Annotated in this window: 16 protein-coding genes; 9 read left to right on the top strand and 7 right to left on the bottom strand. The window is 72.7% G+C overall.

Going from position 1 to position 16,867, the window contains the following annotated elements; genetic code table 11:
* Positions 1-11 precede the first annotated feature (11 nt).
* Positions 12-698 carry an SDR family NAD(P)-dependent oxidoreductase gene (locus AB0J66_RS13230; RefSeq protein WP_364659395.1) on the top strand — a complete coding sequence of 229 codons (687 nt, stop codon included), beginning with the start codon at positions 12-14 and terminating at the stop codon, positions 696-698.
* Between the two features lie 91 nt (positions 699-789).
* Positions 790-1,773 (top strand): hypothetical protein, encoded by a 984-nt coding sequence (locus AB0J66_RS13225; RefSeq protein ID WP_364659393.1) that lies wholly within the window; start codon positions 790-792, stop codon positions 1,771-1,773.
* Here the strand turns inward: AB0J66_RS13225 and AB0J66_RS13220 are convergent.
* The 4 genes from AB0J66_RS13220 to AB0J66_RS13205 form a co-directional block, all read right to left on the bottom strand.
* A complete protein-coding gene (locus AB0J66_RS13220; RefSeq protein WP_364659391.1) occupies positions 1,770-2,147 on the bottom strand; it encodes a DUF6582 domain-containing protein in 378 nt (125 codons plus the stop codon). The genes AB0J66_RS13225 and AB0J66_RS13220 overlap by 4 nt on opposite strands.
* 7 nt (positions 2,148-2,154) lie before the next feature.
* Positions 2,155-4,377, bottom strand: a complete 2,223-nt coding sequence (locus AB0J66_RS13215) for an EAL domain-containing protein (RefSeq protein WP_364659389.1) — start codon at positions 4,375-4,377, stop codon at positions 2,155-2,157.
* A gap of 30 nt (positions 4,378-4,407) precedes the next feature.
* Entirely contained in the window at positions 4,408-5,298 is an 891-nt protein-coding gene (locus tag AB0J66_RS13210) for a phosphotransferase family protein (protein WP_364659387.1), read from the bottom strand.
* Positions 5,299-5,371: 73 nt separating this feature from the next.
* Positions 5,372-6,097, bottom strand: a complete 726-nt coding sequence (locus tag AB0J66_RS13205; protein WP_364659385.1) for an ATP-binding protein — start codon at positions 6,095-6,097, stop codon at positions 5,372-5,374.
* A gap of 190 nt (positions 6,098-6,287) precedes the next feature.
* Between AB0J66_RS13205 and AB0J66_RS13200 the strand changes: the two genes are divergently transcribed.
* The 4 genes from AB0J66_RS13200 (at position 6,288) to AB0J66_RS13185 (ending at position 10,051) form a co-directional block, all read left to right on the top strand.
* Positions 6,288-7,232, top strand: a complete 945-nt coding sequence (locus AB0J66_RS13200; protein ID WP_364659383.1) for a helix-turn-helix transcriptional regulator — start codon at positions 6,288-6,290, stop codon at positions 7,230-7,232.
* A gap of 45 nt (positions 7,233-7,277) precedes the next feature.
* Positions 7,278-8,063, top strand: a complete 786-nt coding sequence (locus tag AB0J66_RS13195) for an FAD binding domain-containing protein (protein ID WP_364659381.1) — start codon at positions 7,278-7,280, stop codon at positions 8,061-8,063.
* Positions 8,064-8,104: 41 nt separating this feature from the next.
* A complete protein-coding gene (locus AB0J66_RS13190) occupies positions 8,105-8,854 on the top strand; it encodes a CPBP family intramembrane glutamic endopeptidase (protein WP_364659379.1) in 750 nt (249 codons plus the stop codon).
* A 189-nt stretch (positions 8,855-9,043) separates the two neighbouring features.
* Positions 9,044-10,051 (top strand): hypothetical protein, encoded by a 1,008-nt coding sequence (locus tag AB0J66_RS13185; RefSeq protein WP_364659377.1) that lies wholly within the window; start codon positions 9,044-9,046, stop codon positions 10,049-10,051.
* Between the two features lie 608 nt (positions 10,052-10,659).
* Here the strand turns inward: AB0J66_RS13185 and AB0J66_RS13180 are convergent.
* The 3 genes from AB0J66_RS13180 to AB0J66_RS13170 form a co-directional block, all read right to left on the bottom strand.
* Positions 10,660-11,214 carry a DUF2510 domain-containing protein gene (locus AB0J66_RS13180; protein ID WP_364659375.1) on the bottom strand — a complete coding sequence of 185 codons (555 nt, stop codon included), beginning with the start codon at positions 11,212-11,214 and terminating at the stop codon, positions 10,660-10,662.
* A 189-nt stretch (positions 11,215-11,403) separates the two neighbouring features.
* Positions 11,404-11,556: a hypothetical protein gene (locus tag AB0J66_RS13175; RefSeq protein WP_364659373.1), complete on the bottom strand. Its 153-nt coding sequence runs from the start codon at positions 11,554-11,556 to the stop codon at positions 11,404-11,406.
* A 234-nt stretch (positions 11,557-11,790) separates the two neighbouring features.
* Positions 11,791-14,703: an NB-ARC domain-containing protein gene (locus AB0J66_RS13170; RefSeq protein ID WP_364659371.1), complete on the bottom strand. Its 2,913-nt coding sequence runs from the start codon at positions 14,701-14,703 to the stop codon at positions 11,791-11,793.
* 150 nt (positions 14,704-14,853) lie between these two features.
* On the opposite strand from AB0J66_RS13170, the gene AB0J66_RS13165 reads away from it, so the two are divergent.
* The 3 genes from AB0J66_RS13165 to AB0J66_RS13155 are packed head-to-tail and all read left to right on the top strand — an operon-like array spanning position 14,854 to position 16,812.
* Positions 14,854-15,348, top strand: coding sequence for a hypothetical protein (locus tag AB0J66_RS13165; protein ID WP_364659369.1), 495 nt, complete (start codon positions 14,854-14,856; stop codon positions 15,346-15,348).
* Between the two features lie 58 nt (positions 15,349-15,406).
* A complete protein-coding gene (locus tag AB0J66_RS13160) occupies positions 15,407-16,120 on the top strand; it encodes a hypothetical protein (RefSeq protein WP_364659367.1) in 714 nt (237 codons plus the stop codon).
* Positions 16,117-16,812, top strand: a complete 696-nt coding sequence (locus AB0J66_RS13155; RefSeq protein ID WP_364659365.1) for an NUDIX domain-containing protein — start codon at positions 16,117-16,119, stop codon at positions 16,810-16,812. The genes AB0J66_RS13160 and AB0J66_RS13155 overlap by 4 nt, the downstream gene beginning before the upstream one ends.
* Positions 16,813-16,867: the final 55 nt, after the last annotated feature.

Here is a 16,867-nt window from a genome sequence, read left to right as displayed (position 1 = left end):
GCTTTGCCGGCATGACCGTCACACTGATCACCGGCGCCAACAAGGGCATCGGTTACGAGACCGCCAAGCAACTGCAAGAACTCGGGCACGTGGTCTACCTGGGCGCCCGCGACCGGGAGCGCGGCGAGAAGGCCGCGGCCGGCCTCGGCGCCCGCTTCGTGCAGCTGGACGTGACCGACGACGCGTCGGTGACGGCCGCGCTGGCCACGATCGGCGCGGCCGAGGGGCGGCTCGACGTTCTGATCCACAACGCGGGCATCCTCGCCGCCGGCCCGGTCGACGGGCCGGCCGCGCTGCAGGCGTTCGACACCAACGCGGTCGGCCTCGTCCGGGTCACCGAGGCCGCGCTGCCCCTGCTGCGGAAGTCCGCGAACGCCTCCGTGGTCACGATCTCGAGCAGCATGGGCTCGTTCTGGGCCGTGACCAACCCGGACCGCCCCGAGTACGGGTTGCCGCTCGCCCTGTACGCGGCCTCCAAGGCGGCCGCCACCATGCTCACCCTGCAGTATTCGAAGTCCGAGCCGGCCATCAGGTTCAACGCCATCGAGCCGGGCACCACGGCCACCGACATGACGGCCGCCTTCGGCATCGGCCGTCCGGTGGCGGAGAGCGCCGCCTTCGTGGTCCGGATGGCCACTGGCGGCCCCGACGGCCCGACCGGCACCTTCAGCGACGAGCACGGCCCCCTGGGCTGGTGACGGTCAGCGGGACCGGCGAGTGATGTGTTTGAATGGCGGGCCGCCGCATCGATCTTCATGAGCGGCGGTTCGGACTCCACGGGGGAGATTTGTGAAGCGCAGAGGATTCTTGCTGTCCGCCGCCGTCGCGGTCACCGGTCTGGCGGCGGCGTCGCCGGCCCGCGCGGTCTCGCCGGCCGCGGGCGACGCGGCGCCCAATCTGGTGGCCGACCAGGAGGCGGCCGACCGTGACTTCGTCCGCTGGCTGTCGGTGCACGACCCGCGGGCCCTGGTCCGCTCGCCGGCCCGGTCGGCGCTGCTCCACAGCAGCGGCGCCGCCGCCATCACCGCGTTCCTGACCTCCGGCTACAAGTCGGCGGCGGAGCGGGCGGCGACCACCCGCGTGCGCCAGCTCGACTACGCGAACCGGATGGCGGCCACCCACGCGGCGCAGTTCTACCCGTGGGTCAACGCGGCGGCCCGGCGGGCGGCGGCCGGTTCCGACGCCGAGCTGGCCGAGTTCTCCAGCACCGGTTACGCGGCCGCCCTGGCCAAGGACAACGCCAAGGTGCCGTACGACGACGGGGCGGCCCGGGTGACCCAGGACGACCGTGACTTCGCGGCCCAGCTCGCCGTGCTCGACCTCGGCCCGGCCGTCCAGCAGCGGGCCCTCGAGGTCACCACCGACGCCGAGGTGGCCGAGTTCCTGCGGTACGGCCTGAGCAGCGCCGCCCAGATCGACTCGGACGACTTCCGCGCGCTCTACGTCGCCGAGGAATGGGCGCTCTGGCCCGAGGCGAAGTCCCTGACCGGCCGGGCCGTGACCGCCGGCGACCCGGCCGCCGCCCTGCTGGCCTGGCACGACGTGGCCGAGCTGGCCGCCCGCCCGGCGCAGCGCTGGACCGAGCGCCAGCAGTTCGCCCAGCGCCGGGTCAACGACTGGTCGGCGATCGCCGGGTCGGGCCGCCCGCTGCTCGGCGGGGCCGCGGCCGTCCGCACCCAGTGGGCCGCCGAGGTCACCAACGCGGCCGGCCAGACCGCCTGGTGGAACGACCTTCTCCAGTACGCGGCCGCCGCCTCGGAGCTGCGGCCCTAGTTCTTGTCGAGGGCGCGCTCGAGCTCGGCCTTGGTCATCTTCGAGCGCCCCTCGATCTTGCGGCGCTGCGCCTCGGCGTACAGCGTGGCCTTGCTCCTGGCCTTGTCGGAGGACTTGCGGCCGGCGCTGGGCTGGCCCAGCTCGTGCCAGGACGACTCGGTCACCTCGACGCCGAACTTGGCGGCGGCCTTCTTGATGCGGCCGAACGCCTCGTCGCGCTCTTTGTCGGAGACGTCGCGGACCTGGTCGAAGCGGGCGAGCGCGTTGCGCACGTGCCGGGCGTCGTTGAGGGGTTCCTTGCGGACCCGCGGGAACGCGAACGTGCTGTCGGGCAGGGCGTCGCGCTCCGAGGCGTCCAGGGTGTTGTCAGCCATGCTGGTGTTATGCCGCGATCGGGTGCCGGTAAAACCCGATCTCGGCCGCCGGCACCGGGCGGGCGAAGTAGTAACCCTGGGCGAATCGGTAGCCGAGGCGGTGCAGCTCGGCCGCCTGCTCGGCGGTCTCGACGCCCTCGGCCACCGCGTGCAGGCCCAGGCCGTCGCAGATCTGGATGAGGGCCGAGACCACGACCGCCTCCTGGCCGTCGGTGGTGACGTCGTCGACGAACGACTTGTCGATCTTGATGATGTCGGCCGGGCAGGTGCGCAGCAGACCGAGCGACGAGTGGCCGGTGCCGAAGTCGTCCAGGGCGATGTGCACGCCCAGACCGGCGATGGCCCGCAGCTCGTCCAGGGCCTGCCCGCCGTCGAAGACCGCGGTCTCGGTGACCTCGACGGTCAGCCCGGCCGAGGGCAGGCCGGTCTGCCGCAGCACGGCCGCGACCTCGGCCGCGAAGCCGGCCTCGCGCAGCTGCCGGGCCGAGACGTTCACGCTGATCTTCTGCGGCGCCCCCGGCACGTCCCGCCACTGCACGGCCTGGGCGCAGGCGGTGCGCAGGATCCAGGCGCCGAGCGGCACGATCAGACCGGTGCGCTCGGCGGCCGGGATGAAGACCCCGGGCGGGATCGGGCCGCGGACCGGGTGGGTCCAGCGGACCAGGGCCTCGACGGCGGCGAGCTCGCCGCCGGGCAGGCGGACGATCGGCTGGTACGCGAGATGCAGCTGGCCGGTGTCCAGGGCGATCCGCAGGTCGGCGGCGAGCCGGGCCTGCTCGGCGCTGCGCTGGTCCATCGCGTCCACGTAGACGACCTGGCGGCCCTTGCCCTGCGCCTTGGCCTCGTACATGGCCACGTCGGCCCGGCGCAGCAGCTCGTCGGCGGTGTCACCGGCCCGGGCCGCGGCCAGCCCGATGGAGGCCTCGACGACCAGCTCGTGGGCGCCGGCCCGGACCGGCTCCCGCAGCCGGGCCGCGATCGAGGCCAGCGTGGCCGCCGCGTCGCCGCGCAGCAGCATCGCGTACTCGTCGCCGCCGAGCCGGGCCACCGCGTCGCCCGGACCGAGCCGGCCGGCCAGCGACGAGGCGACCGCGACCAGCATCGCGTCGCCCACCGCGTGCCCGAGGTCGTCGTTGATCGCCTTGAAGTCGTCCAGGTCGATCAGGGCCACCGACACGTCGGGGAACTCGGCCAGGGAGGCCGAGATCCGCCGCAGCAGCACGGTCCGATTGGGCAGCCCGGTCAGCGCATCGTGACTGGCTTGATGATCGAGCACGCTCAGCAGCCGCGAATTGTCACGCAGCGCGACCATCTGCCGGGCGGCCACCAACAGCGTCACGGTGACCGAGCCGATCGAGACGGCGAGCAGGTCGACGGTCCGCGACGAGGCGGCGAACAGCAGCAGGCCCCCGGTCGCGAGCACCGCCGCGTACGGCATGACCGAGAGCCCGCGCGGCACCGGCCGCGGCAGGGGACGCCCACCGCGGGTGGCCCGGATCTGCCGGTCGGCCGCGACGCACAGACACAGGCAGGTCGCCGGCAACAGCACGTGGACCGGGTTCAGGTAGTCCTTGCCCTCCAGCAGCGGGGCGAACGCGCCCCCGCCGGCGCCGACGGCCCCGGTCAGGGCCAGCAGGTGCAGGGCCCGCCGGTCGATCGGCCCGGTGCCGGTGAAGGCGACCTTGACGAAGGCGAAGACGCAGATGAAGCCGGCCACGACGACGACGAGGATGGATCCCGTCCCGGCCCCGTTCTCGCCCACCCAGTCGCTCCAGCGCGGGAACATCAGGTGCCAGGCGAAGGTCAGCACGGTGACGATCACGGTCGCGATGTCGAGCCCGAACCGGGCCCACTCGATCCGCGTGCGCCGCGCCCCGGGGATGCGCAACAGGCCCAGGATGATCGCCACGAGCCCGGCGATGTAGATCGACGCCGTGAGCCCGCTGATCCGCTGCCCGGTCTGGTTCCCGCTGAAGTAGTCGTAGGCGTTGCCGACCGCGCCCAGCCCGATCAGCACGATGCCCACGGCCGCGTAACGCCAGTAGGTGCGCCCCTGAGCCGACGCCCGCCGGCACGTCACGGCCGCGACCGGCACCGAGACCAGCAGCGGCAGCCAGCCGACGATCGGCGGGGTGGGGCGGGCCAGCCCGATCGCGAACCAGACGGCCGCCACCACGACCAGCCCACCGGCCACGCCGAGCGTCCGGGTCAGCCGCAACGGAGGGATCACAAGGCTCCCATCGGCCACCCGAAGCCGTTCTTAAGGTACGCGGGCCTTGATCCGGCGCACCGCTTTCTGGAAATACCGGTGCTCGACCGGCCGGGTCAGGAAGTCGGCCAGGGAGAACAGGTCGAGGGCCTGGCTCAGCGAGCGCCAGTTCTCCGGCAGTGCCCCGCCCGCCTCCCGGAAGCCGTCGAGGAAGGCGGTCTCGAACGCCGGCGGGCGCGGGTCCCGCAGCATGTTGCCCACGTCGGCCAGCGGTGGCCCGCTGAACGCGAACTCCCAGTCCAGGACCGCGGTCACCCGGCCGGTCTCCACCGAGACGAGCAGGTTCTTCGGATTGAAATCGGAGTGTACGAGCTGACGTGAGCCGCGGAGCTCGGCCAGCTCGGCGGCCGACCGGGCGGCCAGCCGCAGAAGCTCGCTCTGCTCCTCGGCGGTCAGGTAGCCGGCCGCGTTGCCCTCGTCGAGGCATCGCCGCACGAACACGTCCAGGCCGTCCGTCGGCTCCTCGGCGCCCGTGGCGAGCGAACCGCCGGTGAAGAATCCCGGGTCGTCGAAGGTGACGGAGCCGAGGGCGGCGAGCGTGCGGCCGACGTCGCGGCCCAGCGCAGCCGCGTCGAGCGGGGACAGCTCGTCGATCACGTCGCCGAGCAGCCGTCCCGGGACGAACGCCATCAGCAGAACGTTCGCGTCCACCGCGATGACTTCCGCGGTCGGCACGACCCCGCCCGCCCGCCGGGCCAGCGCCGCCTCGACCTCCGGCCGCTTGCACCGGCGCAGCACGTACCTACCGCCGTCGTCGGTCGTGACCAGCACGTTCTCGTTGCTGTAGCCGCCGGTCAGGGGCCGGGTGGAGATCACCCGGCGGCCCGGAAGGGCGATGTCTTCGATCCACGAATTCGTGTTGCCGGGGGAGTCTGGCCGCATCTACGGCATTGTCCCCCGCATCCCCGCGAAAGGAACCTCATGCGGAAGCCGATCGCCGCGGCCGCCCTGGCGGCTACGTCCGCGGACCCCGGTTCGTCCTGAGCAGGGCCCAGACGATCTTGCCGCCGGGGATGCGGGTGGCCCCGGTGTTGGCGCTGACGGCGTCGATCAGGTGCAGGCCGCGGCCGCGTTCGATGCTCGGCTGGACGGCGCGGGGCAGGACGCTGCTCGCGTCCCGCACGGCGACGCGCAGGTAGCGGCCCGGGCAGGAGACCATGATCTCGAAGTCGGAGGCGGCGTGCAGGATGGCGTTGGCGGCCAGCTCGGTGGCCACGAGCCGGGCGTCCTCCCGCACGGCGGCCAGGTCCCAGGCCCGGCACGCCTCGTCGGCCAGCGCCCGGGCCGCCCGGGCGCTGGCCGGCTGGGGGGTCAAGCACCGGCGCAGCCAGCGCGGGACGAAGGCTCGGGCCGCGGTCAGCGCGTGGTCGCGGTCCGGGAAGAGGGCGACGAAGCTGCGGTACGCGCCGAGGTCGCGGGCCGTCTCGGGATCGGCCCCGTAGTGCAGCACGGGCACCCCGTAGCCCTCCCGCGCCTGGTAGGACGCGGTGGCGAAGGTGGTGAGATGGCCGGGCGTGCCCTGGCGCAGCCCGGCCAGGTCGACGACCACGGCGGCCGGGCACTCGGCGGCGGCCTTGCCGATCGCCGCGCGGACCGTGGACGACGTCGTCCGGCACAGCTCACCGGACAACCGGACCGTGGTGAAGCCGGTCTCCAGGTCACGCAGCGTCGAAGTCTTCACGATGTAACCCCGACATATCCCGCAAGGTTGACGTGGCGCCGTCCCGCCACCACTTCAGCCTGGCGGCTGGGGATGACGGCGGACTACGCGGAGAACGAACGCCGTCATCCCCGGGCTGCCGCGTCGGCGAAGCCCGGTTGATCCGGGAGCGCAGTCGAGGCACTGTGGGCACAGTGAGGGGTGACCGACGGTGATCAGCATTTTCGAGACCGATGATCTCGACCGGGCGTACGAGATCCTGACCCGTACCTATGCCCGGGCGCGGATCACGGTGACCGGCGACCGGATCGGGATGCGCATCGTGCGTACCGACCTGGGCCCGGTCTCCCTGGACCATGTCACCTTCACCATGAGCCACCGCACCGAGCTGGCGCCGATGGGCCAGATCGCGATCGGCCGGGCCCGGGCCGGCCGGGTCTGCTGTCGCACCGGCCGGGACACCACCGAGAACGGGGCCGGCGACCTGTTCCTCGGCAACCAGCCGGACAGCGTGCTGCGCACCGAGAGCGAGAACCACGAGGGCGAGTACGCGCGCTTCCCGCCGGCCGTGTTCGCCCGGGTCGCCGACGCCGCGCCCGGCCGGGCCGCGCAGCCCATCCGGTTCACCGGTTACCGGCCGATGTCGGCCCGGGCCGCGTTGTTCTGGGCCAAGACCTACGACCACGTACGGGATTACGTCGGCGGCCTGTCCCCCGAAGACGAGCCGCTGCTAGTCGGCTCGGCCGTGCAGATGCTGGCCTCGGTGACCCTGTCCGCGTTCCCCAACACCGCGCTGAGCGACCCGACGATCGAGGACCGGCACGACGCCCACCCGGCCACGGTCCGCCGGGCCGTCCGGTTCATCGAGGACTACGCCCATCTGGACATCACCCCGGCCGACATCGCGGCCACCGCCCGGGTGACCATCCGGGCCCTGCAGCTGGCGTTCCGCCGGCACCTCGGCACGACCCCGACCGCCCTGCTCCGGCGGGTCCGCCTCGAGCAGGCGCACCGCCAGCTGCTTGCGGCCGACCCGGCCACCACGACCGTGTCGGCCGTGGCCATGCAGTGGGGCTTCGCCAGCCACAGCACCTTCACGGCCCACTACCGCGAGGCGTACGGCGTCCTGCCGTCAGTCACCCTCCGCCGCCGGTGACCACCCCTTGTCCAACGGCAAGTAAAAGGGGCAATATCTCCTGTCGTGGACTACCTCCGCGCCGAGAACGTCACCGAGGTTCTGACCGCTCTGGCCGACGGCCGCACCGCGGTGCTCGCCGGTGGACAGAGCCTGACTGTCCTCCCCCGCCGGGTGGTCGACATCAATCAGGTCGCCGACTTCGATGTGCTCGCCGAAGTGGACGGCGCCTGGCGGGTCGGCCCGCTCGTCCGGCACCGGACCTTCGAGACCGACGTCGTCGGGGGCGCCCTCGGCGACCTGCTCCGCGTCGTCGTCCAGCACATCGGACACCCCCCGATCCGCGCCCGCGGCACCATGCTCGGCAGCCTCGCCTACGCCCACCCGGCCGCCGAATGGCCGGTCGCGGCCGTCATCCTCGACGCCACGCTCGAGCTGGCCGGGCCACACGGGCGCCGGCGCGTGCCCGCCGCGCAGTTCTTCACCGGCCCGGGCACCACCGTGCGCCGCCCCGACGAACTGCTCGCCGCCGTTCATCTGCCGCTGCTCCCATCCGGCACCGGCGCCGGCTACGCGGAGGACCGCCGCGGCCCCGGCATCTGGGCCGACGCCGCCACCATGGCCGCGGTCACCGTGACCGACGGCGTGGTCACCGCCGCCGCGATCGGCCTGGTCAACGCCGGACCGTGCCCGGTGCGGGCCCACACCGCCGAAAAGACCCTGATCGGCTCCACCTTCTCGGACGCCGCCATCACCGCCGCCGCCGGCGCGGCCGCCGCGGAAGCACCTGACGGCAGCACTGTCCGAATTCTCACCCGGAGAGCGCTGACACAGGCCCGCGACCGCTCCTAACCAGGGATCATGGCCAGCGGCGGGGGTAGTCTTCGGCGCCTATGTCTCCCGTCGTCCCCTCGCGCCTGTCTCCCGTCGTCCCCTCGCGTCGCCGCCTCGCCCTGCTGCTCGGCGCCGTCCTCGTCATCCTGGCCACGGTCAACATCGCCGACAAGTACGGCCCGCGGCACACCGGCCTCGTCGCCGGCCCCCTGGTCGCCCTCGGCCTGGTCCTGCTCGCCCGCCGGGCCGGCCTGACCTGGCACGACCTGGGTCTGTCCCGTCGCACCCTGCTGCCCGGCCTGAAATACGCGGTCGGCGCCATCCTCGCCGTCGCCACGGTCTACGCGATCGGCGCCGCCCTCCCCCTGACCCGCTCGGCCTTCCTCGACGCCCGCTACCACCTGCACCCCGGCGCCGCCCTGCTCACGGCCTTCATCGTGGTCCCCCTCGGCACCGTCCTGCTGGAGGAGATCGCCTTCCGCGGCGTCCTGCTCGGCCTGATCAACCGCCACCGCGGCGCCGTCCTGGCCAGCGTCACCTCCTCCGTCCTGTTCGGCTTCTGGCACATCCTCCCCTCGCTGCGCCTCAACGAGGCCAACCAGGCCGTACGCTCCGCCGTCGGCGCCAGCCTCACCGGCCAGATCCTGGCCGTCCTGGGCGCCATGGCCTTCACCGCCGTAGCCGGCCTCCTCCTCTGCGAGCTGCGCCGCCGCAGCGGCAGCCTCCTGGCCGCCGCCGCCCTCCACTGGGCCACCAACGGCCTCGGCATCCTGGCCGGGACCGCCCTGACCGCCCTCCGCCTGACCTGACCTCGCCCGCAGGCGGTGACCTCGCGAGGTTCGGGCGAATTGTCGGGCCGGACGGGAGGTGACCGGAGGCAACTCGTTCGGGTTCGGGTGGTTGTCTCGAAGTTCGTGCCTTTTACTCCGCTGTGCCGCTGTTCTGCGCTCACATAGCGTCACCGCAGCGAACGGATCGCGGGAAAAGGGGAGAACTTCATGCGAGTACGACAATGGGGCGCGGCGGTCGCGAGCGGGTTGCTGATCAGCGGGGGCGCGGTGCTGGCCGGGCCGCAGGCCGGGCTGGCGGCGTGCGGGGGAAGCTGGCGGCCGGACGGGGCGCTGACCGCGGAGTTCATCCCGTCCACGGCCGGGCACACGTTCACCGAGTTCGTGGCCGTGACCACCTTCCGCTTCACCCGGGCCCAGCTGGACAACCTCAAGTGCACCGGTTCGAGCGCGTTCGAGGTCGACGCGCAGGCGTACGGCGGGGTGCCGCGCCACGGCATCAAGTCGTGGAGCTCGAACCTGCCGGGCAGGTACATCGACACCGAGTTCAGCGACAAGGGCCCGCGGGTGCTGACGGTCGGCTCCAGGTCGGTCGACCAGCTGGAGGCGAACAAGGAGTACTACACGCGGATCCGGCTGCGGGAGATCACCCCGTCGGCCGACCCGGCGCGGCTGCAGCTGGCCTTCCAGCGTGGCCGCTGGGCCAAGGGCGTGAAGGAGCAGATCTCCTGCAAGGGGCATGGCGGCAGCGATCCGGCGTGGTGCGTCTTCGCCGACCAGTCGGTGCCGATGAGCGGCGAGACCGGCGGCCCGGCCCAGGTGTCGCTGCGGTCGCGCTACCAGGACACGTCCACGGTGTTCTGGGGTTCGTACCGCCGCACTCAGTTGACCTCCGGTGAGCAGCTCGGCCCGGGCGACCGCCGCTACTCCCCCAACGGCCTGAACGTGCTGTTCATGCGGGCCGACGGCACCCTGATCGAGTACATCCCCGGCGGCCGCACCGTCTGGGGCGTCAAGACCGGCAAGCCCCGCACCGTCTTCCGCGCCCAGCCGGACGGCAACATGGTCCTGATCGCCCCCGGCAACCGCGCCGTCTGGTCCACCAGAACCAGCCGCCACCCCGGCTCGGTCCTGCAGCTCCAGAACGACCGCAACCTGGTCATCTACGCCCCGGGCCACCGCGCCGTCTGGTCCAACGCCATCGCCGGCCGCGGCTGACGATCGCCGTCACGAGGCCGGCCGTCGCACGTCGACGGCCGGCCTCGAGCGATGACCAGGCCGGATCCTCCCGCATCTCCTCGTGCTGGGCGCGAGCCGCACGGACCCGCTCCGCCTACGCGCCGTCCTGTGCCCGGGCGAAGATCGCCTCCTCCCGGACCCCGCTGTTGCGCGCGCTCGGAGAGCGATCACCGCCGTCACTGCCGCACCCGCCAGGGTTCGAGCGACGCCGAACACGGCCGGCCAGAGACTGCCTGTCGAGGCCATGGTGGCCGCTACCGCCGTTCCCCATCGAGCAGCCTCGGCACGACGCCGAGTTCAGGTAGGGAGGGCCGGTCACGTCGCTGAGATCGCCGTAGTAATACAGCGTGTACCCCTGGCCAGCCGCCTCCAGTCGTCGCGGTTCGCCACGTTCGCTCCCCGATCCTCGGTGCGATCGCGATCCGGCGCCTCATGAGATCGGCCAGCGTCATGTCCAGCGGGAACGCTGTCCGGCGACGCCCGAACACGCCCCGGGAGGCCGCCGAGCAGTCACGCCGCGGCGTCTCTCCCGACGAGGGTGTCCTCAGTGGGATCAGCGTAGCCCGGAACGCCTACCCCAGGCGTTCTCAGAGCGGATCGACAGCCTGGAAACTGCCGTTGGCTACGCGGTTGGTCCAGCGGGTGCCGTCCCACCAGCGATGGGCGTAGCGGCCGGTGGGGTCGTGCTGCCAGGACGGGGGAATCGGGCGGGGCGCGGTCGGCTGGCTGCCGTAATTCGGGGTCTGGGGGGCGTTGCTGAATGAGGGCAGGCGATTGTTCTGGCGGTTGTTCCAGAGCTTGAAAATGAGCATCCAGACGCCGAGCAGGATGTAGAAGCCGATCCATGAGGCGAGTTTCAGCATCATGAGAAACATCCACAAAGGCAGCGGTACGCGGAAAGCCCAGAACCCGCCGTTGTCCTCCGGTGGATTGAGGAAGGCCGGTGCGCTCAGCGCTATGCCGAAGGCCAGGGCGAACAGCCAGACGAAGATGCCGAGCAGAAGGGCGCCGGCGCCGGGCTTCTCCGGCTGGCCGGCGTAGGACGAGCCGTCGGAGCCGGCGATGATCATTGTCGACAGGACCACGACGATGGTCGTCATGCCGACCCAGGTGGTGCCCGCCCAGAGCAGGAATTTGCGCATGGTTGCCCTCCTTCGGGGATTGCCCGGACGTTAACAACGGAATTGCCGGAGCCGCCAGGACCGTCAATGCGAATGGGGCTGGCCGAAAGAACGACCCGTACCGGGTAATTTCTCGAGAATTGCAGAAGCGGCGGACGCGCCATCGGCCCGTCCGCCGCTTTTCTCAGCCGATCATCCCGGCGTGGCCGGTCAGACGCAGCGCTTCAGGAAATCGTCCCAGGTGGTGCTGCCCGGGCAGGTGACCGCGAGGGCCGGATCGGGTGAGGGGGCGAAGACGCCGGTGAGGGCGACCGTGACGGCCGCGACGAGGGACACGAGGATCTGACGACGACGTGCGCGCATGACCTTTCCTTTCGAGGAAGGTTGCGGTTGATGTGGGATCGGCACGCGGTCGCCCCGTCCGGCCGAACGGTGGCTTGAGGAGGGTGGCCGGCCTCCACGCGCGTGCCGGTGCGCGCTCGACATGCGGCCCGGGCACCGTTCCGGTCGTACGCCCCGGTCCGGCACCCCAGCTTTAATGTCAGAATGACACTAAACCCGTACGGTAGTTTGTGTCAAGACGACAATAAGAGTCGGTCAGCCGACTCGGCGGTCCTCCGGCGGCACGTTGCCGCGGTCGTAGAGCTCGGTCACCCGGTCCCGCGCGGCTTTCGCCTCGGCGACGTCTTCGAGCCGGTCGTACGCGTCGGCGAGCTCCGTCTCCACACGGACCTCCAGCTTCACCGACCCGTACGACCGGATCGGCCCCAGTGCCCGCCGCAGCGCGGCGATCCGAGCCCGCTGATCGCCACGGGCCGCCTCGGCCGCGGCCAGCGACAGGCCGACCCGCCCCTCGAGGCCGGCGTCGGCCCCCTCCCGCGCGAGCGTCTCCGCCTCTTCCAGCCGGAGCACGGCCGCGCCGGTGTCGCCCTCGGCCAGGGCCAGATCGCCCAGCCCGTGCAGCGCGTACGCGTGAGCGAGGCCGGTGTCCGGTGGGGACATCCGGAGCATCTCGGCGAAGACCGCGGCCGCCGCGACGAGGTCGGCCCGGGCGAGGTGCGCCTGGCCCAGCCAGTACAGCGCGGGCGCGTGGACGCGGGCCTGGCCCTGGCGGCGGGCCACCTGCTCGGCCTCGCGCAGCACCGCCACGGCCGAGTCGGGGTCGCCGCGGTCGAGGTGGGCCTGGCCGATGAAGCGCAGCGCCTGCTGGCTGCCGACCAGGTCGCCGCTCTCCTGGTAGTGGGCCAGGGCCTCGGCGAACAGGCCCAGCGGGCGCAGCAGCTCGCCGTTGCGCCGCAACGCGTTGGCCAGGGTCCGCTGGGCGATGGCCAGCGCGTGCCGTTCGCCGGTCTCGCGCAGCAACGCGACCGCGCGTTCCAGCTCGGGCACGCCCGAGACACCGGCCCGGCCGCTGGCCACCAGCGGCGGCATGCCCAGCATGGTCAGCACGATGCCCTCGCCGCGCCGGTCGCCGGCGGCCCGGCAGGCGGCCAGGGCGACCTCGTGGGTGGCCCGCCAGTCGTCGAAGTAGCCGCCGATCGCGTAGAACTCGTGGGCCGAGACGGCCAGATCCCAGCACAGGCCGGCCTGGCCCAGCGCGGCCGCCTGCTCGACCGCGGCCCGGATGTTGGCCCGCTCCCGCTCGAACCAGGCCCGCGGGTCGGCGGTGGCCGCCTCGAGCTCGGCGGCGGGGACTTCGACGTCGGCCGCGTCGCTGTGCGCGACGTCGAAATCCTCGCCGTAGATGGCGGTGTGGGCGCGGCGGGTGAGTGAGAGCAGCGCGAGACAAACCCGCAGCGGGGCGTCGGACGGCGTCAGCGGGTCGGTAGCCGCGCGCCCACGGGCGTACTCGCGGGTGAGATCGTGGAAACGGTAGCGAGCCGAGCCGGGCACCGCGTCGAGCATGCCGATCGCGGCCAACTGGTGCAGCGACTCGGTGCCCGGCGAGTCCAGCACTGCGGCGGCCGTCCACTCACCGAAGACGGGCAGCGCGAGCAGGCCGAGGCCGAGGAACAGGCGGCGGGCACGGTCGTCGAGCGGAGCCAGCCCGGCCCCCAACGTGCGGGCCACGCTCTCCACCCCGTACGCGAAGGCCGTCGGCCCCTGCTCCTTCAGCCGCCGCAGCAGCTCCCCGGTGGAGCGGTGGAACGCCTCGACGCGCAACAGCGCGGCCATGCGCACGGCGAGGGGCAGGCCGCCGCACAGCCGGACCACCGCGTCGACCGACTCCCGCTCGCCGCGCAGGTCGACCCGGCCGTCGGCGGTGATCGCGTCGAACAGCTGCCGCGCGGTGGCCTCGTCGAACGCGCTCAGCGGGGCGACGTGGTGGGTGGGGGCCTCGATGTCGGGCAGCCGCCGCCGGGCGGTGATCACCACGACGCTGTCACCGCCGCCGGGCAGCAGGTCCCGGACCTGGGCGCCGTCGGCGGCGTCGTCGAGCAGCACGAGCAGCCGGCGGCCGGCCACCGTCGAGCGGAACAACGTCGCCCGCTCGGGGCGGGTCTCCGGGACCGCCGGCACGCCGAGCGCGCGCAAGAACTGGGCCAGCACCTCGGCCGGGTCGGCCGGGGTGTCGGCGGTGCCCCGCAGGTCGGCCCAGAGCTGGCCGTCCGGGTAGGCGCCGGCGGCGTCGTGCGCGGCCCGCAGCGCCAGAGCGGTCTTGCCGATGCCACCCGGGCCGGAGAGGGCCAGGACCGGCCACCGCCGCTGGCTCAGCAGCCAGCGCACCTCGGCCAGCAGGCTGGCGCGGCCCACGAAGTACGGCGGGGGCGGGGGCAGCTGCCGCGGCACGGGCATGGTCTCCCCAACCGCGCCGTCGCCACTGACCAACGTGTACGCGTAGCGGCGCAGCCCTTGATCCGGGGTCACGCTGGCCGCCTCGTACCGCTCGACGGCGGGGATGATCTCCTCGATCTGGCCGTCGCGGTGCAGCGCGGTCAGCAGCAGCTTGGCCAGTTTGGCGTCGTCGGGATAGAGCGCGGCGAAGGTGGCCAGCCCTTCGAGGTCGCTCTCGGCGGTGAACAACCGGATAGCGGCCCGCTTGCGCTGGCGGCGCAGCGCCTCGACCTCCTCGGTGACCGTGGCCAGGCGCATGTTGGCCAGCGGCCGGTCGGCGCGCCACTGCCCCAGAGCCGCCCGCAGCAGGGCGATCTGCTCGGCTGAGCCGTCGGGGCGGGCGTCGGCCTGCTGGAACAGCCGGCGGAAGAGCAGCATGTCGAGGTCGTCCTCGTGGACCGTGAGCTCGTAGCCGTACCGGTTGTGGGTCTTGAGCGCCTCCGGTCGCCGGGCCGCGGCCAGGGTCTTGCGTACGGCCGAGATCGCCTTGTGGAGCTGGGCGTGGCTCACGCCGCGGTCGCCCCACGCGGCGGCGATCAGATCGTCGGCCGGAACGGATCGGTTGGCCCGCAGCAGCAGGACGGCGAGCACGGCGCGGGCCCGGCCCGCGGGCAGCTCGACCTCGCCACCACCGGGGTCGCGAACTTCGAGATCACCGAGAATCCCGTAGGTCATGGGCCGCCACGGTAGGGGGTGAGCGGGACGAGCGCCATCGGTGCGACAACTAGTTGCCAGATTTGATCGGCGTCGAACTGGAAGCAAACCGGTAGATCGGTGTGGGCGAATCGGTTCATGGTCCATCGTCTGCGTGCCCGGCTGGGAAAATTGACCGACGACGAAGGCCGGTCGTTGCGGCCGATCGGCATGAGCCTGTGCGAGGCCGCCGCGTACACCGGGCTGTTGCTCGACCGCTTCGCCGGCGCCCCGGGCGTACGCCTCTACGACGGCATCCGGGTGACCGAGCGCGGGCCGCGGGTCGGTTTCGCCGTCATGACGGACGCCCGGGTGCTGCTCGTCGAGTCGGTCGCCTGGCCGGCCGGCACGTACACGGTCACGCCCGAGGGGTGCGTGCTGTGCGACGGCGTCTACTTCGGCCAGTCCGTCCGCTCGCTGCTCGCCTCGGTGCGGCTGTTGCGCCGGATGTCGCGCCGGCGCCAGATCGGCGCGGTGGTCGTGGTGCATCCGGCGGGCGGCGGCACGCCGTCGCTGCCGGCCCTCTCCCCGGCCGGGCCGGCCTGGCTGTCACCGGGCGCGGTCGGTCCGTACATCGCCCGCCGCCTGCTCCTGCGGAATCGCCGGCCCAGCTTATTGTCACAATGACAGTAACGTCTGGTACCGTCGGGACTACCGCTAGTCGCCGACGTCAAGGACGGTCCCGGTGCGCATCTGGCAATCCCTGGATCTCATCGCCACCCTCGCCCTCTCCCTCACCATCGGCCTGCTCGGCATGCTCGACCTGGCCGACGGCCCGCTGCTCTCCGGCGCCACCCTGGCCGCGCTCGGCGTCCTCGTGGCCGGCGCGCTGCACTCCCGCTTCCAGATGGGCGGCCTGGTCGAGCTGACCCGGCGCCACCTCGTGGAGACCCCGCCCGCCGACCGCCTGCTGCGCCCCTCCACCTCGGCCGCCGGCGCCGACCTGACCGGCGCCACCGAGATCGACCTGGTCGGAGTGACCCTCAACCGGACCGTACGCAACCACGCGGCCGCCCTGCGCGAATGTCTGCAGCGCGGCGGCCGGGTCCGGGTCGCCGTGATCGCCCCGCACGACGACGTGCTGGCCGAGGCGGCCCGGCGCAGCACCACCCCGGACGCGGCGGCGATGTTCGCCCACCGCCTCCAGCCCACCCTCGACCTGCTCGCCTCGCTGGAGGATCAAGGCCACCTGGAGGTACGCCTGCTCGACTTCGTTCCCGCGGTGAGCCTGCTGGCCGCGAACGGGCGCCTGCACGTCGAGATCTACTCGCACAGCCTCGGTGGCACCGAGCCCGCCCTGACCTTGGAAGCCGGCCGCGACCACGTCTGGTACCAGCACTTCAAGGGCGAGTTGGAGCAGATCTGGTCGGCCGGCCGCTTGTGTACGCTCGGCCAATGATCGATCGGGAGCACACCTACCTCCGGCTCGCCGTCGACCTGGCCATCCTCACGGTCCGCGAGGACGCCCTCCAGGCGCTGGTCATCACCCGGGCCAACGAGCCCTTCCGCGGCCGGCCGGCCCTGCCCGGCGGCTTCCTCCGCGGCGACGAGGACCTCCCCGAGGCGGCCGCCCGCGAGCTGCGCGAGGAGACCGGCCTCGGCCTCCACCTGGAGCAGCTCAAGACGTACGGCGCCCCGGACCGCGACCCGCGCGGCCGGGTGGTCAGCGTGGCCTTCCTCGCGATCATGCCGGACCTGCCGCTGCCGGTCGCCGGGTCCGACGCGAGCAGCGCCTTCTGGGCCCCCGTGGACAAGGTCCGGGGCACCCTCTCCTTCGACCACGACACGATCCTGGCCGACGCGGTCGAGCGCGCCCGCAGCCGCCTCGAGTTCACCAACCTGGCCACCACCTTCTGCGGGCCGTCCTTCACCATGGGCGACCTGCGGCACGTGTACGAGGTGGTCTGGGGCCACAAACTCGACCCCCGCAACTTCAGCCGCAAAATCACCAACACCCCGGGCTTCGTCGAGCCCACGGGCGAGCGCCGCGTCCCCGAGGTGGGCCGCCCGGCCGCGCTCTACCGGGCCGGCGCCGAGAGGACCCTCAACCCGCCGATCATGCGTGCGCCCGGACCGGAAGAAAACCGGTAGACCTTCTGACCAGACTGGTCACCGCGCCCGCCGGTAGGCGGACCGGCGGGCGGCT

This window comes from Actinoplanes sp. NPDC049598 (genome assembly GCF_040675435.1).
GTDB lineage: Bacteria > Actinomycetota > Actinomycetes > Mycobacteriales > Micromonosporaceae > Actinoplanes.
This window is presented reverse-complemented; position numbering and strand designations above follow the sequence as displayed.